This is a genomic window from Amphritea sp. (assembly GCF_016744155.1).
In the GTDB taxonomy this organism is placed as follows: Bacteria; Pseudomonadota; Gammaproteobacteria; order Pseudomonadales; family Balneatricaceae; genus Amphritea.
Window position 1 is genome coordinate 18,404 of record NZ_JADGEW010000031.1, and the last position, 26,287, is coordinate 44,690.

Genomic DNA, 26,287 nt, shown 5'->3' on the forward strand with positions numbered 1-26,287 from the left:
GGTATGACAACTCTTCATGAAGACCTGCGCGATGATGTCCGGATGCTCGGTGAATGTCTGGGGCAAACTATTGCGGCTCACAAAGGGCAGCAGTTCCTCGATAAGATTGAAGCCATTCGGGCCTTGTCTAAAGCGGGCCGTTCCTCAGTCAAAGGGGCGGATGATGAACTGCTGAAAACCCTTAGCGAGCTTGAAGATGACGAGCTACTACCGGTTGCCAGAGCTTTTACCCAGTTTCTTAATCTGTCTAATGTTGCTGAGGAACACCATCGGGTTCGACGCCGTTCCGGAGTATTGGATGTCTGCACCAGCGACTCATTCTGCGGTCTGGTAGGGCGCTTACAGCAGCAAGGGGTCTCCAAACAGCAGATCGCTAAAACGGTTAGCGAAATGGATGTCGAGCTGGTACTAACGGCCCATCCAACCGAAGTAAACCGTCGCACACTCATTCAGAAATTTGATTCCATAACCGACTGTCTCCAGAGGATTGATCGGGGTGAGGATCTGCGTCATCGGCTGCATGAGCTGATCAGCCAAGCCTGGCATACCGATACGATTCGTAAGCAGCGGCCAACCCCAGTGGATGAAGCAAAATGGGGTTTTGCTGTTATCGAAAATTCTCTCTGGGAAGCGGTACCCGTCTTCTTGCGACAAATTGATCAGCAACTGTTTGATGCGACTGGTGAGCACCTGCCGCTGACTCGCTCTCCGGTCCGTTTTGCTTCCTGGATGGGAGGTGATCGTGACGGCAACCCCAATGTGACCTCAGTGACCACTGAAAAGGTATTATTGCTGTCGCGCTGGGTTGCTGCTGATCTGTACCTGAAGGATATCGATCTGCTGCGCAGTGAGCTATCAATGAACCGTTGTAGCCCTGAAGTACGGGCCTTGGTAGGTGATCATCCAGAGCCCTATAGGGCTTTGCTGCGTGAGGTGCGCAATCATCTGCGCGTCACCAAGCATTGGACCACCGAGCGACTGGATGGGCGTCCTGTGGATAAAGAGGGGGTTTATATTTTACCCCAGCAGTTGCTTGAGCCTCTGATGTTGATTGAAAAATCTCTGCGAGACTGCGGTATGGAAGTCATTGCAGAGGGTCTGTTAACCGATACTATTCGTCGGGTTGCCTGCTTTGGCATGACGTTGGTCAATCTGGATATCCGACAGAACGCAGATCGACACGCTGAAGTGCTCGATGAGCTGACAGGCTTTTATGGCATAGGTTGTTACAGCGAGTGGAGTGAAACTAATAAGCAGATGTTTCTGTTGAAAGAGTTACAGGAGAAGCGTCCGCTGCTACCACGGGATTGGCAGCCCTCTGAGAATGTTCAAGAAGTGCTGGAGACCTGCCGGGTTGTTGCAGAAGAGGAACCTAGCTCTTTAGGTTCCTATGTTATCTCGATGGCCAGTCAGCCTTCTGATGTTTTGGCGGTTATTCTGCTGTTAAAAGAGAGTGGTATCCGCCATAACATCCGTGTGGCGCCTCTATTTGAGACCCTCGATGATCTGGACGGTGCAGAAGACTGTATTCGACAGCTATTAGGTATTCCCTGGTATAAGGCTTATACCGAAGGCCATCAGGAAGTGATGATTGGTTACTCTGACTCATCCAAGGATGCAGGCCAGCTGGCCGCCGCCTGGGGACAATATCGTGCCCAGGAAGCGCTAACGAAGGTCTGCGTTGATAACGGTGTCCATCTGACTTTATTCCATGGTCGTGGTGGTACTGTTGGCCGGGGTGGCGGTCCAAGTCATACGGCTATTTTGGCTCAGCCCCCTGGGTCGGTCGCTGGTAGCCTGAGGGTGACAGAGCAGGGTGAGATGATCCGCTTTAAGTTTGGTATTCCGGAAATTGCGGTACGCAATTTAGAGCTTTATACCTCAGCGACGCTTGAGGCTACTTTGGCGCCGGCACCGGGCCCCAGACCTGAATGGCGACAGCTGATGGATGATTTGTCAGCCAGTGGCTTAACCGCTTATCGTGATGTAGTGCGTTTTGACCCTCAGTTCGTGCCTTATTTCCGTTCTGCGACGCCGGAACAGGAGTTGGCAAAGTTGCCGCTTGGGAGTCGTCCTGCTAAGCGTAAAGCGGATGGTGGTGTCGAAAGTTTGCGGGCGATCCCATGGATATTTGCCTGGACGCAGATTCGCCTGATGTTACCGGCCTGGCTAGGGAGCGATGTTGCGCTTCAGGATATTCTTGATAAGGGACAGTTCGAGCTGGTTCAAACGATGCGACGTGATTGGCCGTTTTTCCGTTCCTATATCGATATGCTCGAGATGGTCGTGGCTAAATCGGATGGTAATATTGCTTCGTACTATGAGAAACGTCTGGTTTCAGATGAACTGAAAGTGCTGGGTGCTGATTTGCGTTGCCGCTTAGCGAATACGGTTGAACTGGTAAAGAAGATTAAACAACAGGATGAACTGTTAGAAGAGAATCCGATTATCCGGCAATCGATCGATGTCCGTAACCCTTATATCGATCCGTTACATTTTCTGCAGGCTGAGCTGCTCTATCGGGACCGAAATCATCCAGATGAACGCTTGGAACAGGCCCTGATGATTACCATGGCGGGGATCTCTGCGGGTATGCGCAACACAGGTTGATTGCGGGCTTTTCAGAGTGCCTGCGTATCTCTGCATAAGGCGGCGGAATCACTTAGGGGTTGATACATCAGGCAGTTTTGACTACTCTCGATCGTTCGTTTTGAATGAATCGAGGGTTTTTTATACCGATTCAGAGAAATTTGCCTCCTGCAATTGGCCCTGGCTTAGATATTGGTAGTAGATCGAATGTCCAATTGTGAGTAGCAGGCGAATAGCTGTAATGTTCGAAGATTACGGCTCGCAATAATTTCAGTCGATAGCCTTAGATGGCGGTCGGCCAGACAGTTTTAAAATTATATAATTAGAAAATGGAGCAATCCTTACATGCGAATTATTCTTTTGGGTGCACCGGGCGCCGGCAAAGGTACTCAGGCTCAATATCTCTGCGATAAATACAGTATTCCACAGATCTCAACAGGTGACATGCTGCGTGCAGCCGTTAAAGCGGGTACACCTCTGGGTATCGAAGCGAAGAAAGTGATGGATGCGGGTGGTTTGATTTCTGATGAGATTATCATCGGTCTGGTAAAAGACCGTATTACTGAAGCAGATTGTGCTAATGGTGCGCTGTTTGATGGTTTCCCGCGTACCATTCCTCAGGCCGATGCGATGAAAGACGCAGGCGTTGCTATTGATGCGGTTGTTGAGATCGATGTAGCAGACGAAGAGATCATCAAACGGATGGCGGGTCGCCGTGTACATCCGGGTTCAGGCCGGACTTATCATGTTACCTTCAACCCACCTGCGACTGAAGGTAAAGACGATGTAACCGGTGAAGATCTGATTCAGCGTGCAGATGACGCAGAAGAAACCGTGCGTCAGCGTCTGGATATATACCATGAGCAGACAGCGCCATTGATCACCTACTATAAAGGTTGGGCTGAAGAGTCACCTGCTAGTGCACCCAAATACAACTACATTCCAGGTGTTGGCGGTGTTGAAGATATCCGTGATGCGGTGTTTAGCTCACTGGAAAAGTAACGCTTTGTACTGATTGTTAAAAAACCGCTGCTTTGATGTATGAGTCAAAACAGCGGTTTTTTATTGCCTGTAATTCCGGGATAATAGCGCTTTGCTTTCAAACGGAATTAAACGGATGTCTCAGCCTAAAACAGCGGTACTGCTTGTTAATTTAGGGTCGCCAGATCAACCCACCCCGGGAGCGGTTCGCCGTTACCTGAAAGAATTTCTTTCAGATCGTCGGGTCGTTGAAGGCGATGGCATCATGCGTCTGGTTTGGCTGACGGTGCTTAACGGTATTATTCTGACCTTTCGACCTCGTAAAGTGGCAAAGCTCTACGCATCTATCTGGGATCAAGACTCTCCACTACGGTTGATACTCAATCAGCAGGTTGCCGCGCTGCAATTGGCGCTTCAGCAGCAGATGCCGGGGCAGGATATTCAGGTTTTCTCGGCGATGACTTACGGTAATCCGGGTCTCACGCCGCGGTTAGCCGAGCTAAAACAGGCGGGCTATCAGAAAATTTTAGTATTACCGCTATATCCGCAATACTCCGACACCACCACTGCGCCGATCTATGATCAGATCGCCCGGTTTCAGTTACAGAATCGTAATCCACCGGATATTCGGGTGCTGCATGATTACCATGACCACCCGCTCTATATCCGAGCGCTGGCGGATTCAGTACGTGATTATCGCGTTGAGCAGGGGCAGGGAGATAAGTTAATTCTTTCTTACCACGGTATACCCCAAGAGTATGCTGAACGGGGTGACCCCTATCCTGATCACTGTCACCGCACCTCAGAACTGCTAGCACATGAACTGGGGCTGGCTCCAGATCAGTGGCAAACCACTTTTCAGTCCCGTTTCGGGCCTAAGGCCTGGCTACAGCCCTATACCGATAAAACCCTAGAGAAACTGCCTGAGAGCGGCGTGAAACAAGTCGATATCATCTCTCCTGCGTTCTCTGCCGATTGTCTGGAAACATTGGAAGAGCTCTCGGTAGAAAACCGCGATATTTTTATGGAAGCGGGTGGCGAGCAGTACCAGTATATTCCAGCATTGAATGCCGATAAGGGTATGATTCGCCTGCTGGTGGATCTGGTACAACAGAATAGTTCAGGCTGGTTTAATCCGGTCAGTACAAATAATGAACAGAATGAGATAAACGATGCGCCCTGAGTATATTTTTGGAATACATGCCGCGACCACCACGCTGGAGCGAGATAGTAAGCGTGTCAAAGGGATGTGGGCGTTGAAAGGCCGTGCCGACGCGCGGATGCAAAAACTGCTGGACCTGGCGAAAGCCAAACAGATTCAAGTGGAATGGGTGAGTCGTAAAGAGCTGGACGATATGGCGGAAGAGGGCGTGCACCAGGGCGTCGTTGTTGCCTGTGAGCCGATTCAAACGAAGAACGAACAGTTCCTCGATGCGATGTTAGAAAAGCTTGAAGAGCCCGCTTTTCTATTGGTTTTAGATGGCGTAACCGACCCTCACAACCTGGGTGCTTGTCTGCGTACCGCTGATGCCGCGGGCGTCCATGCGGTGATTGCACCAAAAGACAAGTCTGCACCGCTGAATGCGGTTGCGAGTAAAGTTGCCTGTGGCGCCGCGGAAGTTGTGCCCTACGTACTGGTCACCAATCTGGCGCGTACCCTGAAAGACCTACAGCAGAAGGGAGTCTGGATTACCGGAACCGCTGGCGAAGCCGAAACTCTGGTTTATAACGCCGACCTGAAAGGGCCGATGGCGCTGGTGATGGGCGCCGAAGGCCAGGGCATGCGCCGTCTCACCCGTGAAAACTGCGACTTTCTGGTAAAGATTGATATGGCGGGCGAGGTTTCCTCACTGAACGTATCAGTAGCCACCGGGGTTTGCCTGTTTGAAGCCGTTCGGCAGAGGAAAGCTTAAAAGCCGTCGCTAGTAGTTAGATGGGGAGCAATCTCCCCTTGCTAGACGCGACTGCGTCGCTTGCTAGAAAAATCTGCCCTTCTGTAGGAGCTGCGTCCCGCGGCGATAAACGACTGAAAAATAGGTTAAAAAGGAGGTTCTGATGGTGCTGTTCTGGCCAATTCAACAAGAACTTGATTGCATTAGTGGTAGCGGGCGCATTCTCGGAAAGATAAAGTTTGATGGCTATAAAGATGAGCACAGATTCTGCCCTGATAATGAATCACTCGTCTTATCAAGTCTGGAACAATCCTGTATTGCTGAGCGGCTATCTGGCCTTGATTCAGGTAAGTATTCAATACCTATGCAAGATGATGATTGATGTAACTCGGGAATTGAATTCGCGCTAAGCTTTCTTTACAAACTTAGCCGTAACCATCATTTCACCAGCACCCGCCAGCTTGCAGTCAAGCTCGTGATCCTTGCCTTCTACTATTCTTCTTATACTGGCTTTTATGCCGACTTTAAGAACTTGCGAACTGCCTTTAACTTTAAGGTCTTTAATCAGTGTGACCTTATCGCCCGCTTCAAGCAGGGTTCCGTTCGCATCTTTTACGGCAAAGATCTCTTCTTCCTGCGCCGTTTCCGACGGATTCCATTCGTGCGCACATTCGGGACAAACCAGATTATTCTGATCTTCGTAGACAAACGCTGAGTTACAGTTTGGGCAGGGGGGGTATGACACGGGCTTTATCCTTTTGGACTCTTCAATACGGGTATAACAATAACAGCTAAAAAGGGCTCTGACCCTTTAAATTCGTAGTAGCTAGACGTGGCTGCGCCACTTGCTCGAACGCCACTGCGTGGCTTGCTAGAAAAAGCGGGCCCTCTGTAGGAGCCGCGTCCCGCGGCGATAAACCACCTATGTCACCATCATATAGAACGGCCTTAACCCAGGGATCGTATCGCTTCCCTCCACTCGTTAGAGAAAACTGTACTCTGACGTACTTTCGGCATGTGTCGGAAAAACGCCTTTGGTTGATCGTGTCGATCAATCGCGACATAGGTATCGTTCCCATTGGTACTAAATAATTAGAATATCGAGTAATAGCCCAGTTTATTGGCAATATTCCGTTAAATTGACTAAATGTTAATGGAGCCAGTTCCTTTACCGAGCTGGCAGGAGGGTATTGTAATGTTGGGCGAAGACCACTCTTTAGTGCATGACTTTCCTGATCTTCAGGATGCTATTGTCCGGCTTTCTGAAGCCGATCAGAAGTTTGCGTTAGATAATAAATATTACCAATCGATCGATAAACAGATCCGGGTGTTGGAACTGAACAACTCCCCCATCGATGATCTGACTATGCATCAGTTAAAGCATGAGCGTTCAGAGCTCAAAGACTCGCTCTACCGACGGCTGGTTAAAGAGCGTCATTAGAAGGGGCTAGATAGGCGTTGCCATTACGGCACTAGTTCATCCAGCTCGGGTAGCATCACTACACTTTCCTGAGCGGTTGGTTCATTGCGCACGCCGACAAACACCGCAGGCGTAGCACCTCTGTTTACCGCCACATGGGCAACATTAGCGGGAATAAATAGATAATCGCCGGTCTGCGCCAAGGCTCTGTTCTCAAGTTGCGGCCCCGTACAGAGTTCAACATTTTCACCGCTCAAAAGATAAAAAGCCGATTCATGATGTTGATGTAGATGCGCCTTAGTACGCGCGCCTTCAGGTATAGTGACAACGCCCAGAAAGACGGCTTCTGATCCCACGGTTTCCGCACTGATGCCCGGAGAGTAGATAGAACCCTGTTGACTGGTGTAACTATCAGCGCCCTTAACAACACTGCCAATCTTATCCTTTGAAGACATAACTACCTCATACATGAGCCTATTTTCGTCGATTTCTACTATCGAATAAAACTATAGACGCTAAAGGGGCATTAGACGCTATTTATCAGACCGTATCGCTTCGCGATACTCGCTAGACGGGAAGTAAGCTTCCCTTGCTAGACGTGGTTTCGCCACTTGCTCGAACGCCACTACGTGGCTTGCTAGAAAAAACGGTTCCTTCTGTAGCGAGTAAATAGGAGTAAATAGGAGTAAATAGGGTCAGAGTACATTTAAATTATCTCTTCGTGGTTCTACTTGTTCTGGATTAGGTTACTCCCCCACCCATAAAAAAGAGAGCCAATAGCTCTCTTTTCTTTTGCTTTTTCTAGCAAGGAAAACGAAGTTTTCCGTCTAGCCACGAGCAAGTTGCGAAGCAACGTCTAGCTACTCGAAGGCGTTTTATCCTTCGGCTAAAACCTCTTCGGCATGCAACGCGATCATAGCCTCTTCATTAGTCGGTATCACCCGCACAACAACAGGGCTGGAAGCTTTGCTGATAATAGCCTCCCCCTCTTTGTTGGCGCTTTTGTTTAATTTGATGCCTAACCATTCCAGCTGATCGCAGATGCGCTTGCGCAGTTTGTTATCGTTTTCACCCACGCCACCGGTAAATACCAGTTGTTCCAAGCCTTGCAGAGCGGCGCTAAGGCGGCCGATCTCAAGTGCTGCGCGGTAGGCAAACATGGCGATCGCTTCTTCGGCTTCCGGCTTATCTGATTGTTCTAGTTCCAGCATATCGGCGCTGATACCTGAAACGCCCAGCCAGCCACTCTCTTTATAGAGGAAGCTTTCCAGCTGATCGGCATCCATATGATAGTGGCGCTGTAGGTAGAGTAAAACACCGGGGTCAATATTGCCGGTACGGCTGCCCATTGGTAGACCATCTACCGCGGTAAAGCCCATCGTTGAAGCGATGGATCTGCCTTCTTTGACAGCACACATACTTGCGCCAGCACCTAGGTGACAGACGATGGTTTTAGCACTTTCAGCACCGCGACCGATGCTCTCTAGCGAACGCTGGATAAACTCGTAAGATAAGCCGTGGAAACCGTACTTATGAATGCCCGCTTCAGTGTACTTACGGGGAATGGCGTAATGGCGTTCCACATTTGGCTGGCCGACATGGAACATCGTATCGAAGCAAGCGATTTGGGGTAGTTCCGGTTCCAGTTGCTGGCATGCCTGAATCAGTTTCAGATTATAGGGCTGATGCAAGGGAGCCAGAGGGATAAACTCTTCCAGCTGCTGCATAATCTGATCTGTTATCAATACCGGGTCAGTGAATGCTTCACCACCGTGTACAACTCGGTGACCAAAGGCGCTGATGCGGCTATCTGGCAGCTGTTTATGTACCCACTGAATAACCCGGTCAAGACAGGCCTGATGGCGATTTTCGGTTGCGATCTCGGCCATATCTAATTGATATTGATCCAGAGTCTCGCCCTGGTTAGAAATTACCTTCATCACTGGCGCATTAAGAATATTGGCCAGCTTAAATTGGTACAGGCACTCGGCATTGCCAGTGTTACGTGAAAAGAGTGCACATTTCAGACTGGAGGAGCCGCCATTTACGGTCAGAATCAGGCTCATATTATTTCGCTTCCTGTGGGTGTAGAACCATATGTGAGGCCAGAGCACAGGATGCCAGGCGTGCCAGCGTGCCATCAGAACGGCTATTCAGAATTATAGGTGCCCGGGCGCCCAGTGCGATACCCGCAGACTTAGCGTTGGCAAGATAGATCAGCTGCTTTGCCAGCATATTAGCGGATTCCAAATCGGGGGCTAAGAGGATATCAGCATCGCCGGAGACCGGCGAAGTGATATGTTTATCGATAGCGGCCTGTAGAGAGATGGCATTATCGAAGGCCAGTGGGCCATCCAGAATGGCGCCGGTGATCTGTCCCCGATCTGACATTTTACATAGGGCTGCAGCGTCAATGGTGCTTTGCATCGAGGGTTTTACTTTCTCAACGGCCGCCAGAATAGCGACTTTTGGCTCGTTGATGCCCAGCGCGTGACAGAAGTCGATGGCGTTCTGCAGAATATCCCGCTTTACCATAATATCAGGTGAGACGTTGATCGCGGCATCGGTGATCATCAGGGGTTTATGGTAATTCGGAACGTCCAGTACAAAGATATGGCTCTGGCGACGTTCGGTACGAATACCCAGTGTTTTGTGGATAACAGCACTCAGGAGTTCGGAAGTACCCAGATCACCCTTCATCAGGGTTTCGGCCCGTGCTTCACGTATCAGGCGGACTGACATCTCTGCTGAGGCATGACTGTGTTCGACATCGATCAGTTCATAGCCATCGATATTAAGCTGATACTTATCGGCAGTGGCACGTATTTTTGCCTCTGGACCTATTAAAATAGGGACTATCAGGCCGCGTTCAGCAGCCTCTACGGCGCCCATTAAGCCGTTATGCTCAACCGGATGCACGACGGCAGTTCGTACCGGACGCGCTTTAACCGCTTCTTCAATAAAGAATTCGAGTTGATTATGGATAGGGGGTTTTTCTGAAAGGATCATCTTACTACTCCGGATGGTCGGTAGTTAATAGCGCAGGATCACCGCGTTACAACCGATACATTTCGCTCTATCAGCGTTTGTATTTACTCTATGCCAAGAGTATGAACTTCTTATGACGCAGTGCAACAACTTGACTCATCATAATGGTGATTTATTGTTGTATGTGAAGGTTATTTTGTATAACGCAGGTGCGTAATAGGCGTGACTCGTAGCTCGATCGTCACAAAGAACGTGACTTGCTCGTTGCTCGGTAAAAGCCTTCTTTATTGAGTGTAGAAATACCAGATAGATTAAAGCTTTGTAAGGAGGTTGTTGTGTTGCTTGTACGGGGGCTGATAATTCGTGAGCCACGAGCCACGAGCCACGAGCCACGAGCCACGAGCCACGAGCCACGAGCCACGAGCCACGAGCCACGAAAAATATTTTACTTGAACTCTGTCCCGTCGGGATGATGTAATCTTGTTAACTGTTTTATCAGAGAAGGATGAGTGCTATGGATTGTCTGTTTTGTAAGATTCTGAATAATGAAATTCCAGCGGATATTATCTATGAAGACGATAAAGTCATCGCTTTTAATGATATTAGTCCACAGGCGCCGACCCATGCATTGATCATTCCGCGCAAGCATATCTCTACATTGAATGACATTGAGCCAGAGGACTGTGAGGTAGTGGGTCATATGACTATGGTGGCGGCTAAGATTGCTGAGCAGCAGGGGTTTGCCGCCGATGGGTATCGTACCGTATTCAACTGTAACAGCCATGGTGGTCAGACGGTTTATCATATCCACCTGCATCTTCTGGGTGGTAAGCCAATGGGCTGGCCTCCTTATCAGGATAAATTGAAAACTCCAGTTTAAAAAAAACCGCCATACGGCGGTTTTTTTAGGCTAATAAAGTGATATCAGGCCACCTCTTCTACAGCAGGTTTGGGTGGGCAGTGGAGATCATCAATAACCTCTCCCTTCGGTGATACTGATTCCAGATGCACTTCAAAGCCCCATAGACGGTGGACATGTTTAAGCACCTCATTGGTATCTTCACCCAGGGGCTGCAGATTATGCATGTAATGTCTAAGCGTTAGTGAACGATCTCCCCGAACATTGACGTTATAGACCTGGATGTTGGGTTCCCGGTTACCGATGTTATAACTGGCGGCAAGGTCTTCCCGGACTTTTTGATAGCCCTCGTCATTGTGTATAGCACTTATCTGCATCGTACTGAGGGTAGAGTTATCGGTAATAGTAAAGAGCTTCAGCTCGCGGATCATGCGGGGTGACAGGTACTGTAGGATAAAGCTTTCATCTTTGTAGTTGCGCATCGCATGGTGCAACGTCTCATTCCAGTCGCTGCCCGCGATATCGGGGAACCACTTGTGATCTTCTTCGGTGGGGTGCTCACAGATACGTCGAATGTCTTGCATCATGCCGTAACCCAATGCGTAGGGATTGATGCCGTTGAAGTAGGGCACGTCGAAAGGGGGCTGAAACACAACACTGGTGTGAGAGTGAAGAAACTCCATGATGAAACCATCAGTCACCAGACCTTCATCATGAAGGTGGTTTAGCAGGGTGTAGTGCCAGAAGCAGGCCCAGCCCTCATTCATTACCTGAGTCTGACGTTGCGGATAGTAGTATTGAGCAATTTTTCGCACTATCCGTACCAGCTCTCTTTGCCAGGATTCCAGTAAGGGGGCATTTTTCTCAATAAAATAGAGTAGATTTTCTTCCGGATCTTTGGGGAACTGAATACTTTTTGATTCTTTTATCTCCTCTTTTTTGGGAATGGTATTCCACAGCTGATTGAGGTGCCGTTGAATATATTCTTCCCGTTCTTCCAAGCGATTTTTTTCTTCCTCAGGGGTTATAGGTTGAGGCCGCAGGTAGCGGTTCACGCCATAATTCATCAGCGCATGGCAGGAATCCAGAACCTGCTCGACAGCATCAACGCCGTGGCGCTCTTCACATTTAGCAATATAGTTCTTGGCAAACAGCAGGTAATCGATAATGGCCGAGGCATCGGTCCAGGTGCGAAACAGGTAGTTGCCCTTGAAAAATGAGTTGTGACCATAGCAGGCGTGGGCGATCACCAATGCTTGCATGGTCATGGTGTTCTCTTCCATCAGGTAAGAGATACAAGGGTCTGAGTTGATGACGATTTCATAAGCCAGCCCCATCTGTCCGCGCTTGTATTGCTGCTCGGTGGAAACAAATTGTTTGCCGAAAGACCAGTGGTTGTAATTCAGTGGCATGCCTACGGAAGAATAGGCATCCATCATCTGCTCGGAGGTGATGACTTCGATCTGATTGGGGTAGGTGTCCAGCCCATAATGCTCAGCAACGCGGGCGATCTCTTCATCGTATTTCTGGATTAGTTCGAAGGTCCATTCTGACCCGGTGGAAATAGGCTCTCGCTTCTTCATAGAGTCACTCCTTTTTCTCGAACAGCTTTCTGAATACCGGATAGATATCGGATGGCTCAATGATTGTTTGCATCGCAAAGGTTTCACCAAATTTTTCCCGGATCTGCTCATACTCTAGCCACAGGTTTTGATGTGGCCCGGTAGTTATCTCTACATAGGCGAAGTATTGCACCAGCGGCAGTATTCGTTGTTCAAGCATTTCGCGGCAATGGTGGGAATCGCCATCCCAGTTATCTCCGTCTGATGCCTGAGCGACATAGACGTTCCAGTCTCCTGGGGGGTAACGGTCGCGGATAATATCAGCACTAAGGTTTAGCGCACTGGATACAATGGTGCCGCCGGTTTCCCGGGAGTAGAAAAACTCCTCTTCATCGACCTCTTTAGCGTGGGTGTGATGGCGAACAAAGACCACCTCAATTTTTTTATAGCTACGGGTGAGAAACAGATAGAGCAGGATAAAGAAACGTTTGGCTATATCTTTGATCGATTGGGTCATAGAGCCGGAAACATCCATGACACAGAACATTACCGCTTTAGAACTGGGAACCGGAGTACGTACCAGATTGTTATATTTAAGATCAAACTCATCAATAAACGGCATCCGTTTGATCCGTTTATTAAGTGCTTTTATCTCCTCGTTGAGTGCTGCGATCTGTATTACTGCGTCATGATTCGGCAGCAGGCCTTCCAGCGTCTTGATCTCTTTCTTTAGTTCACGAATCTTGCGTCGCTCTTTGCCTGACAGAGCGATACGACGAGCATTGGCCGCTCTAAGAGACCTGACAACATTAAGTTTGTCCGGTGAACCCACACTGGTAAAGCCAGCCCGGCGAACTTCAAAGCTGGTGGCATCCTTTAGCTGCTTTTTGATCATGTTTGGCAGCTCAAGATTCTCGAACATAAAGTCGAGAAACTCTTCCTGATTAATCTGGAAAGTAAATTCGTCTTCACCTTCGCCCTGGTTACTGGCTTGTCCTTCCCCCGAACCACCTCCGCCGCCTCCTTCAGGGCGTTTTATCTCATCACCGACGACGAAGTCTTTGTTACCGGGGAAGACCCGTTCGCGAATACCGCCGTTCCCGTGGTGAAAGACTGGTTCAGAAATATCCTTATTGGGGATGCTGACTTCTCCACCCTTATCAATATCACGGATGCTACGGGTGTTTACCGCCTCTTCAACAGCACGTTTGATATGTTTCTTATAACGTCTCAGAAAACGCTGCCGATTAACGGTGCTCTTTTTCTTTGCGTTGAGGCGGCGGTCGATGATGTAGCTCATACAGCGCTCTCCTGCTCCGGCCCGACATTGGCAAACCCCTTACTGGGATTTGCGCACTCTGATGTACCATTCAGACAGCAATCGAACCTGCTTCTCGGTATAACCGCGTTCGGTCATCCGTTTCACAAACTCGCTGTGTTTGTTCTGGTCCTCAGCAGATGCTTTCGGGTTGAAGGAGATAACGGGAAGAAGGTCCTCTGTGTTGGAGAACATCTTTTTCTCAATCACTGTGCGCATCTTCTCATAGCTGTTCCAGGCCGGGTTTTTGCCATCATTGTCAGCTCTGGCGCGTAGCACAAAGTTAACGATCTCATGACGGAAGTCTTTAGGGTTACTGATGCCGGCTGGCTTCTCTATCTTTTCCAGTTCTTCACTGATTGATTGTCGGTTGAGGATGTCGCCGGTATCCGGGTCGCGATATTCCTGATCCTGAATCCAAAAATCAGCGTAGGTGACATAGCGGTCAAAGATGTTTTGGCCGTACTCTGAATAGGATTCCAGATACGCGGTTTGAATCTCTTTACCCAGATACTCGATATATTTAGGCGAGATAAATTCCTTCAGATAACCGATCAACTTCTCGTGGGTTTCCTGTGGGAACTGTTGCTGCTCTATCTGCTGCTCCAGCACATACATCAGGTGTACTGGGTTGGCGGCTATCTCGGTTGAGTCGAAGTTGAATACTTTAGATAGGATCTTAAAGGCAAAACGGGTTGAGATGCCTTCCATGCCCTCATCGACACCTGCGCTGTCTTTATATTCCTGCATAGACTTGGCTTTAGGATCAGTATCTTTCAGGTTCTCACCGTCGTAGATCCGCATTTTTGAATAGATGTTAGAGTTTTCAGGGTCTTTTAAGCGTGAGAGCACTGTGAACTGAGCTAGCATGCTCAGTGTGTCGGGTGCGCAGGGCGATTGATTCAGAGAACTGTTTTCCAACAATTTTTCGTAGATTTTGACCTCTTCAGATACCCGCATGCAATAAGGTACTTTGACGATATAGACCCGGTCGATGAAAGCTTCGTTGGTTTTGTTGTTCTTAAATGTTTGCCACTCCGATTCGTTGGAGTGGGCCATGATGATTCCGTCAAAGGGGATCGCTGCCATCCCTTCGGTACTGTTGTAGTTGCCTTCCTGAGTGGCAGTCAGTAGAGGGTGCAACACCTTAATAGGTGCCTTGAACATCTCGACGAATTCCATCATCCCTTGGTTTGCGTGGCATAGCGCACCGGAGAAACTATAGGCATCGGGATCGTGTTGTGGAAATTCCTCCAACATTCGGATATCGACCTTACCCACCAGGCTGGATATGTCCTGATTGTTTTCGTCACCAGGTTCCGTTTTAGCCACCGCTATCTGATTGAGAATAGAGGGGTAGAGTTTTACCACTTTAAACCGGGTGATATCGCCACCAAATTCATGCAGTCGTTTAACCGCCCAGGGAGACATCAGCCCTTTAATATAACGCAGGGGGATGTTGTATTCTTCGTTGAGAATGGTGCCGTCCTCAATGGGATTGAAGAGTCCCAGTGGTGACTCATGAATGGGAGATCCCTTGATGGCATAAAAAGGGATGTGTTCCATTAACGCTTTAAGTCGTTCTGCGAGTGATGATTTACCACCGCCAACGGGGCCCAGCAGATAGAGAATCTGTTTACGTTCTTCCAGACCCTGCGCCGCGTGTTTGAAGTAATCAACTATCTGCTCGATAGCATTTTCCATGCCGTAGAATTCGAAGAAAGCAGGGTAGCGGCGGATCATTTTGTTGGAGAAAATTCTACTGAGTTGAGAGTCGCGGGAAGTGTCGATCATCTCGGGTTCACCAATCGCGGCCAACAGCCGCTCTGCTGAACTGGCGTAAGCCATGGGATCGTTTTTACAAATTTCCAGATACTCCTGCAAGCTATATTCCTCTTCCTGCTTGGAGTCGTAACGCGCCTTATACTTTTCAAAAATACTCATATGCCACCTTCCTGCAATATCTGACTCTATCGGGCTTCCTGTATTCGGTGCCCGTAACTAATTAAGGGCTCATAACATCTACTCTCTCTTTATTCCTATTTTAAGTTTAGTTCATGGTTAACTAGCTTGTAGAAAATCTAAGAATTTTTTTATCCTCGCTTTGGTGATCTTAATTATGATTAACTGATTGATTCTCTGGCTAAATCGTCTATTACGGCACGCATGAACCGTGCAGCTTCGCCGCCAGTGGTCGCACGATGATCGAAGCTGAGAGACAGAGGTAAAATCCTTCGAATCGCTATCTCTCCTGCTACGGGAACCACTTGCTCCCGGATCACTCCCGCACCCAGAATGGCCACCGTCGGTGGCACTACGATTGGGCTGGCGTATCGGCCGGCAATGGTGCCAAAATTACTCAGGGTGATTGTGCCGCCCTGTAACTCAGAGGGTGGGATGGTGCGGTTGATAACATCTTGTCGGAGTTGATTCAGGCCATCCCGAATGTCGCTCAGGCTGCGGTTGCCTATATCGCGTACCACCGGGACAAATAGCCCCTGTTCTGTATCAACGGCGACACCCAGATTAATTTGAGATAGCACTCTTCGCGCCAACTGCTGCCCATCGAACCAGGTATTCAGCGCCGGTTCGGCTTTGCAGCCGGCAGAAATAGCGTGGATAAGGCGAATGGTGACATCTTCGTTGGCTTCCCAATCGTGAATATCAACATCTTCATTGAGGGTGACAGGTACTACTTCGGCATGGGCGCGTGCCATATTTCGTGCCATCTGTTTGCGTACCCCTCGTAATGGTTCAGCCTTGCCATGGGTACGGTCGGTTCGTGCTCGCCGTTCAATATCCTCGGGGGTTAGCTGGCCATTCCCTCCGCTGCCCTGGAGGTTGTCGGTATCAACATTAAGGCGATTGGCTAGCGAGCGCACTGCTGGCGTCATTTTCTGACTGTGTGCCTGGGTACTGGGCGCGGCGCCGATAAAGAAATGGTCTTCAGTAGTGGCTTCAGATGTTTTTTTTAATTCGCCGACAACCGTTCCGCTGTCATCTTCTTCCCCGGCAAACTCAAGCAGGGGTTCTCCGGTGTGGATAGTATCTCCGGCTTGTCCGAAGAGGTGGGCGATAACACCGTCTTGGGGGGAGGGTATCTCGATAATCGCTTTAGCGGTCTCGACGGTAGCGAGGATTTGATCGGTTGTTACTGCGTCTCCTTCGTTGATCATCCATTCAACAATTTCAGCTTCGGGCAGGCCTTCGCCGAGATCAGGTAGCTTGAAATATTTCATGAGAACTCCAAAGTACTTGTTACCGCATCGATAATGTCAGCGGTATTGGGCATATAGTGGTTTTCCATTCGGTAGTAGGGCATAACGGTGTCATAACCGGTCACTCTGTTGACCGGTGCCTGCAGGTTGAGTAATCCACGCTCGGCGATAGTGGCAGATATTTCGGCCCCGACGGCACAGCTTTTTGGTGCTTCATGAATGATGACGCAGTGGCCGGTTTTGGCTACTGACGCCAGGATGGTTTTGTGGTCTATTGGGTTAAGGGTGACTAGATCAATCACCTCGCAACTGATCGCCTGTTCAGCCAGCTTGTCGGCGGCCTCTAGTGTTTCCTTGATCATCGCTCCCCAGCTAATCAGCGTAATGTCAGCGCCCTCTCTCAGGGTGTAGCAGGTATCCAGCGGCAGTGCTTTACCACTGTCTTCCACTGGCTGGGCATTAAGTCGATAGATCCTTTTGGGCTCCATAAAGAGGACCGGATCAGGGTTGCGAATGGCCGCTAATAACAGGCCGTAAGCCCGCGCGGGAGAGGAGGGAATAACAACTCGCAGGCCGGGAATATGAGCGAACAGGGCTTCAGTACTTTCTGAATGGTGCTCCGGCGCATGGATGCCTCCGCCGAAGGGTACACGTAGCACCATTGGGCAGTTTAATCGGCCGCGGGTACGGTGACGTAATCGGGCTGCATGGGCGATAATATGTTCCATTGCAGGAAGAATAAAGCCCATAAACTGTATCTCTGCCACCGGTTTTAGCCCCTGAGAAGCCATACCAACAGAGAGCCCCGCAATCATCGTTTCTGCTAAAGGTGTGTCTAAGACCCGCTTGATGCCAAACTCATCACGCAGGCCCACGGTAGCCCGGAAAACACCGCCATTAACACCCACATCTTCACCCAGAATGACAACCGATGGGTCCCGCTGCATCTCTGAGTGCAGGGCAAGGTTGACTGCTTCAACCATCGTTATTGAATTACTCATGATGATTTCCTCCCGGCTGAGCATTGCGGATCAGGCGTTCCCGCTGCTCTTTTAGTGCATCAGGTAATGTCGCGTAGAGGTAATCGATCAGGTCTGATGCCGGTTGGGGTGGCCGTTGGAGATATTCATTAAGCCCTAGCTGAATAATCTGACCGACTTCGTTATGCCAAGCGGTTTCCTGTGTCTCATCCCACCATCCCTTGCTGTGGAGGAAGGTTTGCAGTCGTTTTATCGGTTCTCGCTCCCAGGCCGCTTTCAACTCTTCATTACTGCGATAGCGAGTCGCATCATCCGCAGTTGTATGATCTGAGAGTCGATAGCTGATTGCTTCAATCAGTGTCGCTCCTTTCCCTTCCCGGGCCTGCTTAAGTGCTTCGCTGATCGATTCATGCAGAGCGATAACATCGTTGCCATCGACCTGCTCGCCACGAATACCCGCGCCGATCGCCTTCTGGGCAAGGGTTGGGGCACCACACTGCAAGCTTCGGGGAACGGAGATCGCCCACTGGTTATTGTTGATGACAAACACAACCGGTAGCTGCCAGGTGCCGGCTACATTCAGTGCTTCCATAAAATCGCCCTTGGAGGTGCCGCCATCGCCACAGATAGTGACAGCGGCGCGTTTCTCATTGCGAATTTTAAATGCTGTGGCAACGCCTGTTGCATGCAGTGCCTGGGTTGCAATAGGCACGGCGACAGGGAAATCTTCTCCTGCTGCTACAGAAGCATTGCCGCGTTCATCGCCTCCCCAGTAACTGAGCATATCTGCCATAGACATGCCTCTGAGCATCTGTAAGGCGTGGTTGCGATAGTAGGGCACCAGCACATCATCGCTATGCATCAGCTCACCAAGCACTATATCAATCGCTTCAGCGCCGAGTTGTGATGCGTAGGTGCCTATCTGGCCAGTACGTTGCAAGGCGATTATTTTATTGTCTAGCTGGCGGGCCAGTACCATATTGCGGTAGTAACGTACCAGTGTATCGGGTTGTTCTGTCCAGTTGGGCAACGACTGTAATGGCTCTCCTGTTTCTGACAGGTAGCTGTTATAGGTGACTCCGGCGGTAAATACGGTTTCCATAACTGAACTCCTTAGGCGACCTGGTGAGGTTCCAGGCTGGCTTGGCTGAGAATGGCTTCAGCCCGAATATCGGCGATATGGCTGGTGGATTGCTGATCTGCTTCGGCATGCTTATATAGCTCAAGCAGGGCATCATAGATCGTTGATACTTTCTGCTGAATCGCCTGCTCAGGGTGTTGAGCGTGTTGCAGGGCGACGAATATCAGTCCCCCAGAGTTGATTAGATAATCGGGTGCATAAAGAATTCCGCGTTGATAGAGTGCTTCCCCCATGGCGTCATCAGCTAATTGATTGTTGGCAGAACCGGCGACGATGCTGCACTGAAGGCGACTAATCGTATCGGGGCTGATAATGGCGCCCAGTCCGCAAGGGCAAAATATGTCGGCATCGACATCATAGATTTCATTAGGGGAAACAACGACTGCACCCAGCTCTGCTTTGGCCCGTTCGGTTTTTTCCGGGTCAATGTCGGTGACGCTGAGACGGGCGCCTGCAGTATGTAGCAGTTTTGCCAGTGCCCAGCCGACATGCCCTAGTCCCTGTAAGGCAATATGAATATTATCCAGTTCGCTGCTGCCAAATCGAAATTGAAGGCTGGCTCGGATACCCGCAAATACCCCTCGGGCAGTTGAAGGTGAAGGGTCGCCCATATCCTGAGTGCAGGTTACGTAGCGGGTGGAAAGCGCGATGTTATCCATGTCGCTGATCTGAGTGCCGCTATCCATAGCGGTGATATAGCGTCCACCCAGGCTTTCAATAAAACGGCCAAAGCTCTGCATCAATAGATCTCGGTTATGCAATCCAGAAGGTTTTATAATGACGGATTTTCCGCCGCCATGGGGTAAGCCGGCGAGAGCAGCTTTGTAGCTCATTCCTTTTGCCAAACGGATCGCATCGTTGATCGCTGCTGCGGTATCCGGATAGTTGATAAAACGGCAACCGCCAATGGCTGGGCCGCGGAATGTGTCGTGGATGGCGATAATCGCCTGCAAACCGGAGTAGGGATCTTGCCAAAAGTGGAGATCCTGCAAACCGGCGCTTTCCATCTGTCTAAACATGACGGGATCCTCCGTACGCGTTTCAAACTTTGGAACTACCTGATAACTATGTCTTACTATCTTGGCTGACCTTTTGGATCAGTTTTTTACTTGAGCCTGTCTTTTGGATAGCACAGCTTTGAAGAAAGTTCAGCTGGTCTCTGAGGGCTGAAAATAAAATTATGGCCGATTCTGTAACCTATATATTGTGTTGCAGTGCGTTATCATCAGTAACTGCAAGGGGTGTAAGGCCAGTGATAAAAACGTCTATCCGAACGGGGTATGCACTAAAAATAAATGTGAAAAAAATTGCCCTTGAATAAAGCCAGATTCTTGCTAGCCCCAGCCTAAAAAGGCAGGTTTTGTTGTTAATAGCGATGAACGTGATTGATATAGAGGCTTTTGTCGGGGAAAAAACATAAAGTCTAATGTGACTTGGCCATTATCTGGTTAGAATGAGTTGCCGAATGCAGATTAGAGCTGCAAAACCTTAGTGTATAGGTATAATTTGGCGAACATACTGAATCTGTTGTAGTTAAAGGTTACCGATCCGAGTTATGAAAACTCCTCCTTTTTTATTCTTTAAAAAGCCGTTGATAAGAGCGCTGCTGGTTTCTGTATGTGCAGTGACAGCGTTAAATGTTCAGGCTGATGATACCGAACTGAGTCTGGATCAGGAGACTCTGTTACTGGCAAGCCTGGGTGATCTACAACAGAACCAGATGAATGGGGCAATGTCTAAGCTACGCACTTTGATCGATGAGCAGCCAGATTTCAGGTTGGCTCAACTGATCTATGCGGATCTTATGTCGGCTCAGGGCGGCACTTTGAGTGCTGTTGGAAACAATGGCCAAAGCGATAAAAAAACCTTGCAGGGGCTTATTTCTGAAGCTCGTGCTCGCATGAGTGTCGATCGCTATACACCACAGCCGAATACCATCCCTGGTAGTTTGATACAGATGTCTGCAGAGCAGAAGCATGTGATTGTTGTGGATACAAATCTGTCCCGCTTATACCTGTTTGAAAACAGTGCCGGTGTACCGAAACTGATTAAGGACTATTACGTCTCTTATGGTCGGGGTGGTGTTGAAAAGACTAAGCGTGGCGACCTGAGAACCCCTCTAGGTGTCTATTTTACTACCGGCCGCTTGACTGATGATCAGTTGCCACCTCGTTACGGTACCGGGGCACTGCCTATAAACTACCCTAATGCCTGGGATCAGCGATTGGGTCACACTGGAAGTGGAATCTGGGTTCACGGCTCACCAAAAGATACCTTTAGCCGAGCCCCTCAGGCGAGTGAAGGTTGTTTGTCTTTGAGCAATAACCATTTTACCGAGCTGGATGGCATCATCGATCTGAATGCGACACCTGTTTTGATCGGAACCTCGTTTGAGTGGCTCGAACTGGATAGCTGGAAGCAGAAAAAAACGGCGTTTTCTCAAGTTGTTGATAATTGGCGCAGTGATTGGGAAAGTAAAAATACCGATAACTATCTGAGTCATTATTCTAAGCAGTTTAAAAATGGGGACATGGGCTTTGAGAAGTTTGCGACCCATAAGCGTCGCGTTAATAGCAGTAAGTCGTTTATTGATGTTGATGTAGAAAATTTGAGTATTTATCAACACCCGGATAACCAGGATATGTTTATTGCCACCTTCATTCAGAACTATCAGAGTGATAATTACAGTGGCAGCGATATTAAACGGCAATACTGGGTGAATGAAGAGGGTAACTGGCGGATCGCCTATGAGGGGCTTCCGCAGAAAGGAAAGCCATAAGTGATAGATAGAAAAATATAAAAAACCTCCTTTTGGAGGTTTTTTTATATCTTGTCAGCCGGTATTAAAGCGTCGATTCAGTCGTGATTTTCCATTGGCCGTTTTCCAGGGCCAGGATCAGCGTTTTGTAGACCTTATCCTGATAGGTATCAGACTGATATGTCTGACTGAAGACAGAGCGTACTCTGCCATTACCGGCTTCTGCAAGGGAGATATCAGAAACTTCTATCTTGATGAAAGCGGGCTTGCTTATACGTTTATGGCGACCCCATTCCCATTGTTTGTGGGTTACTTGAGGGTCGGGAGAGTATTCGCCGGTATAGAAATCCAGATAGGCTTCCACATTTTGAGCAGACCAGGAGCTCGCCCAGTTAGTGATCAATTGCTGGAGCTCGCTTCGGACTTTGTCAGATAAAAGGGGGGTGTCGCCAATCTCAGTTGCAGAAGTTGTCTGTACTTCGCTTTGCTCTGGGGTGTCTGCTGAAGCAACAACTGCTGGTGCTGTCGTTGGAGCGGTTTCAATCTTAGGTGCTGCAACTGGAGCAGTTTCAATCTTTGGTGCTTCAATTGTCGTGTTGGCTTCTGTTGTTACTACCTGGAAAGCAGGTACTCTGCCTTCTGATACCTGTCGCTCTTCGATAATAAGTTCAGACGGTTGCTTCTCTAAGGTTTTTATTGCTGCTTCAGAGCTCACGACAGAAGGCGGCTTCGCCGGGGTTTGTTCCGAAGACGCTATGATAATTTGTGTTGGAGCGGGATTATAAACCTGATCGAGAATGCCCAGATTAGCCCGGCGGCTTTGAGTGGTTGAATCCAGATTTAGAGCTCGATTGTAAGCCTGCGTGGCAAGGGTTGCGTAAACTGCTTTCAGATTTGTCTGCACTTGGGCGTAGCTGGGGTGGGTTTCAAATGCTTGTAACAGCACTTCGACCGCTTTATCATTTTCCCCTTTTCGAGCGTGAACCACCGCGAGATTGTTATAGGGTTCAGGTGATTCTGGATAGAGTTGAACCAGTCGGCTGAATACATCGGCTGCCTCATCTAGTTTGTTCTGGTTAATCAGTGAGATTCCGTACAGTAGCCACCCATTTGGATCTTTTGGATTGCTAGCCAGGTAGCTATTTACCTTATCGAAAGCGCCTTTCAGATCACCTTTTCTCTGCAATTTTTTCGACAGTTTCAGCTCAGTCGCTAACAGCTGAGAATTAAATTCTATTTTTTTTCTCAGTTTTTCCGAGTCTGGGTTTTCAGCTGAAACTAATGGTGTACTTAAAGCCCGTTCTTCATCTTCTAACCAGTTATTCAATGCGTTAAGCCTGGAATCAATGTCCGCCTGGTTTGCCTGAAAATCAGGTTTCTTGGTGCAGTCATAATCATTTTTGGAACCGGCGCTTTGACAGAAAATCTCAGGCTGACCAGCAGCACTAACAGTCATAGATCCGGTAAGCAGACCGATAGCTAAAGCTAACGTCAGTTTACGGGTTATGGCAGTACGCATGTAGTTTTTACCGTTGTTAGTCATCGAAGGCGTGTCCATTCAAGAGTATTCAGGCTTTGAAGTTTGTAGTCAGAGGCGATTATAACTTGAAACGTGTATTGCGTAAGTATTTACGGGGTAAACCCTCATATAAAAAAACAGCCACTCGGAAGTGGCTGTTTTTAAGGGTAGGCAGATTAATTACTGCTGTTCGCGAGCGATCGCCCGGTAGGCAATATCATCGCGGTAGTAAACGCCATTCCAGTCGATCTGCTTAACCAGGTCGTAGGCTCGCTGTTGAGCTTCTGTAACGGTATTTCCCATTGCGGTAGCGCAAAGAACCCGGCCGCCGTTGGTAACGATCTGACCATCTTTCTGAGCTGTCCCTGCGTGAAATACTTTGGTGCCTTCAGCAACCTCGGTTGGCAGACTAATAGAATCCCCTTTGTCATAGTCGCCAGGGTAACCACCGGCAGCAAGAACGACACCAACCGCGCAACGGGAATCCCAGTCAGCTGTGGTCTGATCCAGTTTTCCATCCAACGCTGCATTACAAAGCTCAGCGATATTTGATTTCAGACGCAGCATAATAGGCTGTGTTTCAGGATCACCGAAGCGGCAGTTATATTCAATAACCTTAGGCGTATTGTCAGCCATTATCATCAGGCCGGCATAGAGGAATCCAACATAGGTATTACCTTCCTCAGCCATACCTTTAACGGTTGGCAGGATAACCTCTTGCATAATGCGCTGATCGATTTCAGGTGTAACCACCGGGGCGGGAGAATACGCACCCATACCGCCAGTATTAAGCCCTGTATCGCCGTTGCCCATGCGCTTGTGGTCCTGGCTGGTGGCCATAGGAAGTACATTGGTGCCGTCAACCATGACGATAAAGCTAGCTTCTTCGCCATCGAGGAACTCTTCGATGACGACTCGGTGTCCAGCTTCGCCAAAGGCATTGCCAGCCAGCATGTCTTTTACGGCTTCTTCTGCTTCTTCCAGTGTCATCGCAACGATAACGCCTTTACCTGCAGCAAGACCATCTGCTTTTACTACAATTGGCGCACCCACTTTTTGTAGATATGCCAGAGCCGGCTCAACTTCGGTGAAATTTTGGTAATCGGCAGTTGGAATCTGCTGGCGTTCCAGAAAGTCTTTAGTAAAAGCTTTAGAACCTTCTAGTTGCGCGGCACCTTTAGAGGGGCCGAAACAGCGCAGGCCTTCACTCTGAAAGCGATCAACAATACCTTCGACCAAAGGGGCCTCGGGGCCAACGATGGTCAGAGCCACATCGTTATCTTTGGCAAAAGCGACCAGTGAATCCTGATCCATTACATCGATGGCAATATTTTCTACTTTCGGCTCGATCGCAGTACCGGCATTTCCCGGAGCGACAAATACTTTAGCGATTTTGCTGTCCTGAGCAGCCTGCCACGCTAATGCGTGTTCACGACCGCCGGAGCCAATTACTAATACGTTCATATCTCTACCTTTATCCTGACTTCGTCCGACAAAAGAAGAGCCAGGTTAACTGGCTCATTCAGTGTGTACCGCGTTTAGTGGCGGAAGTGACGCATACCGGTGAATACCATCGCCATACCGTGTTCGTTAGCCGCATCAATTACTTCTTGATCACGCATTGAACCACCCGGTTGGATAATCGCTTTGATGCCTGCAGCCGCAGCGGAGTCGATGCCATCACGGAACGGAAAGAATGCGTCTGATGCCATCACCGAGCCTTCAACTTCGAGGCCTTCATCGGCGGCTTTGATACCGGCAATCTTGGCGCTATATACGCGACTCATCTGACCCGCACCAACACCGATAGTCTGGCCATTTTTGGCATAGACAATAGCGTTAGATTTAACAAACTTAGCAACTTCCCAGCAAAACAATAGATCACGGATCTCCTGTTCAGTAGGCTGGATAGTCGTCACAACTTTTAGTTCGCTGACATCAACCATGCCAAGGTCCTGATCCTGAACCAGCAGACCGCCGTTAACCCGCTTGTAATCGAATCGAGCGGTACGATCGGTTGACCACTCGCCGCATGCCAGTAGACGAACATTGGGCTTGGCAGCAACGATATCCGATGCTTCCTGGGTGACACTTGGTGCAATAATGACTTCAACAAACTGACGTGCAACGATCGCTGTAGCAGTGGCTGCATCCAGTTCACGGTTGAAAGCGATAATGCCGCCAAAGGCTGAAGTAGGGTCGGTTTGGAATGCTTTGTTATACGCTTCCAGAATGTCTGCACCGATGGCTACGCCGCATGGATTAGCGTGCTTAACGATGACACAAGCGGGCTCTTTGAACGGCTTAACACATTCAAGTGCTGCATCGGTGTCGGCAACATTATTAAACGAAAGCGCTTTTCCCTGGAGTTGACGGGCAGTAGATACACTGGCTTCAGCAGGGTTTGCTTCAACGTAGAAAGCTGCTTTTTGATGCGGGTTTTCGCCATAACGCATCTCCTGTGCTTTAACAAACTGAGTGTTAAAAGTACGAGGGAAATCCGCAGGTTCCTCTTCTGAACCATCGGTGATTGCGCCAAGATAGTTGGCGATCATGCCGTCATAGGCAGCGGTGTGCTCAAACGCCTGAACAGCAAGGTCAAAACGGGTCGGATGGGTAAGACCTTTATTCTCATCTAATTCAGCGATAATGCGTTCGTAGTTGTTAGCTGTAACAACGATGGCGACATCTTTATGGTTTTTAGCAGCAGAGCGAACCATCGTTGGGCCGCCGATATCGATATTTTCAATCGCCATAGGCAGATCGCAATCAGGACGGGCGATGGTTTGCTCGAATGGATACAGATTTACTACCACCATGTCGATTGGCGTAATGCCATGCTCGTTCATGATCGTATCATCGGTTCCGCGACGGCCAAGAATTCCACCGTGAATTTTTGGATGCAGGGTTTTGACCCGGCCATCCATCATTTCAGGGAAGCCGGTGTAATCGGAGACTTCAATCGCCGGTACATCGTTATCTTTTAACAGTTTGTATGTGCCGCCGGTGGAAAGAATCTCAACACCGCGCTGGGTCAGTGCCTGGGCGAATTCAACGATTCC

The 26,287-nt window shown here is 49.1% G+C and carries 22 protein-coding genes; 8 read left to right on the forward strand and 14 right to left on the reverse strand.

Annotated elements, in window-relative coordinates; genetic code table 11:
• Positions 1–3: 3 nt before the first annotated feature.
• From ppc to QZZ54_RS17475, 5 genes are all read left to right on the forward strand, one after another.
• Positions 4–2,610, forward strand: a complete 2,607-nt coding sequence (ppc, locus tag QZZ54_RS17455; protein ID WP_290704985.1) for a phosphoenolpyruvate carboxylase — start codon at positions 4–6, stop codon at positions 2,608–2,610.
• 324 nt (positions 2,611–2,934) lie between these two features.
• Positions 2,935–3,591: an adenylate kinase gene (gene adk, locus QZZ54_RS17460; RefSeq protein ID WP_290704987.1), complete on the forward strand. Its 657-nt coding sequence runs from the start codon at positions 2,935–2,937 to the stop codon at positions 3,589–3,591.
• Positions 3,592–3,706: 115 nt separating this feature from the next.
• Positions 3,707–4,753: a ferrochelatase gene (hemH, locus tag QZZ54_RS17465; protein ID WP_290704991.1), complete on the forward strand. Its 1,047-nt coding sequence runs from the start codon at positions 3,707–3,709 to the stop codon at positions 4,751–4,753.
• A complete protein-coding gene (rlmB, locus tag QZZ54_RS17470) occupies positions 4,743–5,483 on the forward strand; it encodes a 23S rRNA (guanosine(2251)-2'-O)-methyltransferase RlmB (protein WP_290704993.1) in 741 nt (246 codons plus the stop codon). The genes hemH and rlmB overlap by 11 nt, the downstream gene beginning before the upstream one ends.
• 142 nt (positions 5,484–5,625) lie before the next feature.
• A complete protein-coding gene (locus QZZ54_RS17475; protein ID WP_290704996.1) occupies positions 5,626–5,844 on the forward strand; it encodes a hypothetical protein in 219 nt (72 codons plus the stop codon).
• A gap of 24 nt (positions 5,845–5,868) precedes the next feature.
• Here QZZ54_RS17475 and QZZ54_RS17480 read toward each other — a convergent pair whose 3' ends face one another.
• Positions 5,869–6,207, reverse strand: a complete 339-nt coding sequence (locus QZZ54_RS17480; RefSeq protein ID WP_290704999.1) for a zinc ribbon domain-containing protein YjdM — start codon at positions 6,205–6,207, stop codon at positions 5,869–5,871.
• A 450-nt stretch (positions 6,208–6,657) separates the two neighbouring features.
• Between QZZ54_RS17480 and QZZ54_RS17485 the strand changes: the two genes are divergently transcribed.
• The gene (locus tag QZZ54_RS17485) at positions 6,658–6,903 is read left to right on the forward strand and encodes a YdcH family protein (RefSeq protein ID WP_290705002.1); all 246 of its coding nucleotides are present in this window, start codon (positions 6,658–6,660) and stop codon (positions 6,901–6,903) included.
• 23 nt (positions 6,904–6,926) lie between these two features.
• On the opposite strand, the gene QZZ54_RS17490 is transcribed toward QZZ54_RS17485, so the two are convergent.
• The 3 genes from QZZ54_RS17490 to QZZ54_RS17500 form a co-directional block, all read right to left on the reverse strand.
• Positions 6,927–7,337 carry a cupin domain-containing protein gene (locus tag QZZ54_RS17490; RefSeq protein WP_290705004.1) on the reverse strand — a complete coding sequence of 137 codons (411 nt, stop codon included), beginning with the start codon at positions 7,335–7,337 and terminating at the stop codon, positions 6,927–6,929.
• Between the two features lie 420 nt (positions 7,338–7,757).
• On the reverse strand, positions 7,758–8,948 hold the full coding sequence (locus QZZ54_RS17495) for an acetate/propionate family kinase (protein ID WP_290705007.1): 1,191 nt from the start codon (positions 8,946–8,948) through the stop codon (positions 7,758–7,760).
• Between the two features lies 1 nt (position 8,949).
• Positions 8,950–9,891 carry a bifunctional enoyl-CoA hydratase/phosphate acetyltransferase gene (locus QZZ54_RS17500; RefSeq protein ID WP_290705010.1) on the reverse strand — a complete coding sequence of 314 codons (942 nt, stop codon included), beginning with the start codon at positions 9,889–9,891 and terminating at the stop codon, positions 8,950–8,952.
• A 493-nt stretch (positions 9,892–10,384) separates the two neighbouring features.
• Between QZZ54_RS17500 and QZZ54_RS17505 the strand changes: the two genes are divergently transcribed.
• Entirely contained in the window at positions 10,385–10,750 is a 366-nt protein-coding gene (locus tag QZZ54_RS17505) for a histidine triad nucleotide-binding protein (RefSeq protein ID WP_290705013.1), read from the forward strand.
• A 44-nt stretch (positions 10,751–10,794) separates the two neighbouring features.
• Here the strand turns inward: QZZ54_RS17505 and QZZ54_RS17510 are convergent, their stop codons facing one another.
• The 7 genes from QZZ54_RS17510 to QZZ54_RS17540 form a co-directional block, all read right to left on the reverse strand.
• Positions 10,795–12,312 carry a SpoVR family protein gene (locus QZZ54_RS17510; RefSeq protein ID WP_290705016.1) on the reverse strand — a complete coding sequence of 506 codons (1,518 nt, stop codon included), beginning with the start codon at positions 12,310–12,312 and terminating at the stop codon, positions 10,795–10,797.
• A gap of 4 nt (positions 12,313–12,316) precedes the next feature.
• Positions 12,317–13,591 (reverse strand): YeaH/YhbH family protein, encoded by a 1,275-nt coding sequence (locus tag QZZ54_RS17515; RefSeq protein WP_290705019.1) that lies wholly within the window; start codon positions 13,589–13,591, stop codon positions 12,317–12,319.
• A 39-nt stretch (positions 13,592–13,630) separates the two neighbouring features.
• Positions 13,631–15,553 carry a PrkA family serine protein kinase gene (locus QZZ54_RS17520; protein WP_290705022.1) on the reverse strand — a complete coding sequence of 641 codons (1,923 nt, stop codon included), beginning with the start codon at positions 15,551–15,553 and terminating at the stop codon, positions 13,631–13,633.
• 179 nt (positions 15,554–15,732) lie between these two features.
• Positions 15,733–16,848 (reverse strand): dihydrolipoamide acetyltransferase family protein, encoded by a 1,116-nt coding sequence (locus QZZ54_RS17525; RefSeq protein WP_290705025.1) that lies wholly within the window; start codon positions 16,846–16,848, stop codon positions 15,733–15,735.
• Complete coding sequence (locus QZZ54_RS17530) at positions 16,845–17,828, reverse strand: alpha-ketoacid dehydrogenase subunit beta (protein ID WP_290705027.1); 984 nt, start codon at positions 17,826–17,828, stop codon at positions 16,845–16,847. The genes QZZ54_RS17525 and QZZ54_RS17530 overlap by 4 nt, the downstream gene beginning before the upstream one ends.
• Positions 17,821–18,909 (reverse strand): pyruvate dehydrogenase (acetyl-transferring) E1 component subunit alpha, encoded by a 1,089-nt coding sequence (pdhA, locus tag QZZ54_RS17535; RefSeq protein WP_290705030.1) that lies wholly within the window; start codon positions 18,907–18,909, stop codon positions 17,821–17,823. The genes QZZ54_RS17530 and pdhA overlap by 8 nt, the downstream gene beginning before the upstream one ends.
• Positions 18,910–18,920: 11 nt before the next feature.
• Complete coding sequence (locus QZZ54_RS17540; protein WP_290705033.1) at positions 18,921–19,967, reverse strand: amino acid dehydrogenase; 1,047 nt, start codon at positions 19,965–19,967, stop codon at positions 18,921–18,923.
• A gap of 536 nt (positions 19,968–20,503) precedes the next feature.
• On the opposite strand from QZZ54_RS17540, the gene QZZ54_RS17545 reads away from it, so the two are divergent.
• Positions 20,504–21,727 (forward strand): L,D-transpeptidase family protein, encoded by a 1,224-nt coding sequence (locus QZZ54_RS17545; RefSeq protein WP_290705036.1) that lies wholly within the window; start codon positions 20,504–20,506, stop codon positions 21,725–21,727.
• Positions 21,728–21,791: 64 nt separating this feature from the next.
• On the opposite strand, the gene QZZ54_RS17550 is transcribed toward QZZ54_RS17545, so the two are convergent.
• The 3 genes from QZZ54_RS17550 to purH form a co-directional block, all read right to left on the reverse strand.
• Entirely contained in the window at positions 21,792–23,249 is a 1,458-nt protein-coding gene (locus tag QZZ54_RS17550) for a tetratricopeptide repeat protein (protein WP_290705039.1), read from the reverse strand.
• A 156-nt stretch (positions 23,250–23,405) separates the two neighbouring features.
• The gene (purD, locus tag QZZ54_RS17555; protein ID WP_290705042.1) at positions 23,406–24,689 is read right to left on the reverse strand and encodes a phosphoribosylamine--glycine ligase; all 1,284 of its coding nucleotides are present in this window, start codon (positions 24,687–24,689) and stop codon (positions 23,406–23,408) included.
• A 74-nt stretch (positions 24,690–24,763) separates the two neighbouring features.
• A partial coding sequence (gene purH / locus QZZ54_RS17560) for a bifunctional phosphoribosylaminoimidazolecarboxamide formyltransferase/IMP cyclohydrolase (RefSeq protein ID WP_290705045.1) occupies positions 24,764–26,287 on the reverse strand: 1,524 nt, incomplete at its 5' end.

Coding starts and splice junctions, on each gene's coding strand:
- QZZ54_RS17500 (WP_290705010.1), bottom strand. CDS start 9,891: ATGATCCTTTCAGAAAAACCCCCTATCCATAATCAACTCGAATTCTTT.
- adk (WP_290704987.1), top strand. CDS start 2,935: ATGCGAATTATTCTTTTGGGTGCACCGGGCGCCGGCAAAGGTACTCAG.
- QZZ54_RS17490 (WP_290705004.1), bottom strand. CDS start 7,337: ATGTCTTCAAAGGATAAGATTGGCAGTGTTGTTAAGGGCGCTGATAGT.
- QZZ54_RS17510 (WP_290705016.1), bottom strand. CDS start 12,312: ATGAAGAAGCGAGAGCCTATTTCCACCGGGTCAGAATGGACCTTCGAA.
- QZZ54_RS17515 (WP_290705019.1), bottom strand. CDS start 13,591: ATGAGCTACATCATCGACCGCCGCCTCAACGCAAAGAAAAAGAGCACC.
- QZZ54_RS17545 (WP_290705036.1), top strand. CDS start 20,504: ATGAAAACTCCTCCTTTTTTATTCTTTAAAAAGCCGTTGATAAGAGCG.
- pdhA (WP_290705030.1), bottom strand. CDS start 18,909: ATGGAAACCGTATTTACCGCCGGAGTCACCTATAACAGCTACCTGTCA.
- QZZ54_RS17505 (WP_290705013.1), top strand. CDS start 10,385: ATGGATTGTCTGTTTTGTAAGATTCTGAATAATGAAATTCCAGCGGAT.
- QZZ54_RS17520 (WP_290705022.1), bottom strand. CDS start 15,553: ATGAGTATTTTTGAAAAGTATAAGGCGCGTTACGACTCCAAGCAGGAA.
- QZZ54_RS17540 (WP_290705033.1), bottom strand. CDS start 19,967: ATGTTTAGACAGATGGAAAGCGCCGGTTTGCAGGATCTCCACTTTTGG.
- QZZ54_RS17550 (WP_290705039.1), bottom strand. CDS start 23,249: ATGACTAACAACGGTAAAAACTACATGCGTACTGCCATAACCCGTAAA.
- hemH (WP_290704991.1), top strand. CDS start 3,707: ATGTCTCAGCCTAAAACAGCGGTACTGCTTGTTAATTTAGGGTCGCCA.
- QZZ54_RS17475 (WP_290704996.1), top strand. CDS start 5,626: ATGGTGCTGTTCTGGCCAATTCAACAAGAACTTGATTGCATTAGTGGT.
- QZZ54_RS17525 (WP_290705025.1), bottom strand. CDS start 16,848: ATGAAATATTTCAAGCTACCTGATCTCGGCGAAGGCCTGCCCGAAGCT.
- QZZ54_RS17495 (WP_290705007.1), bottom strand. CDS start 8,948: ATGAGCCTGATTCTGACCGTAAATGGCGGCTCCTCCAGTCTGAAATGT.
- QZZ54_RS17485 (WP_290705002.1), top strand. CDS start 6,658: ATGTTGGGCGAAGACCACTCTTTAGTGCATGACTTTCCTGATCTTCAG.
- purD (WP_290705042.1), bottom strand. CDS start 24,689: ATGAACGTATTAGTAATTGGCTCCGGCGGTCGTGAACACGCATTAGCG.
- QZZ54_RS17530 (WP_290705027.1), bottom strand. CDS start 17,828: ATGAGTAATTCAATAACGATGGTTGAAGCAGTCAACCTTGCCCTGCAC.
- ppc (WP_290704985.1), top strand. CDS start 4: ATGACAACTCTTCATGAAGACCTGCGCGATGATGTCCGGATGCTCGGT.
- rlmB (WP_290704993.1), top strand. CDS start 4,743: ATGCGCCCTGAGTATATTTTTGGAATACATGCCGCGACCACCACGCTG.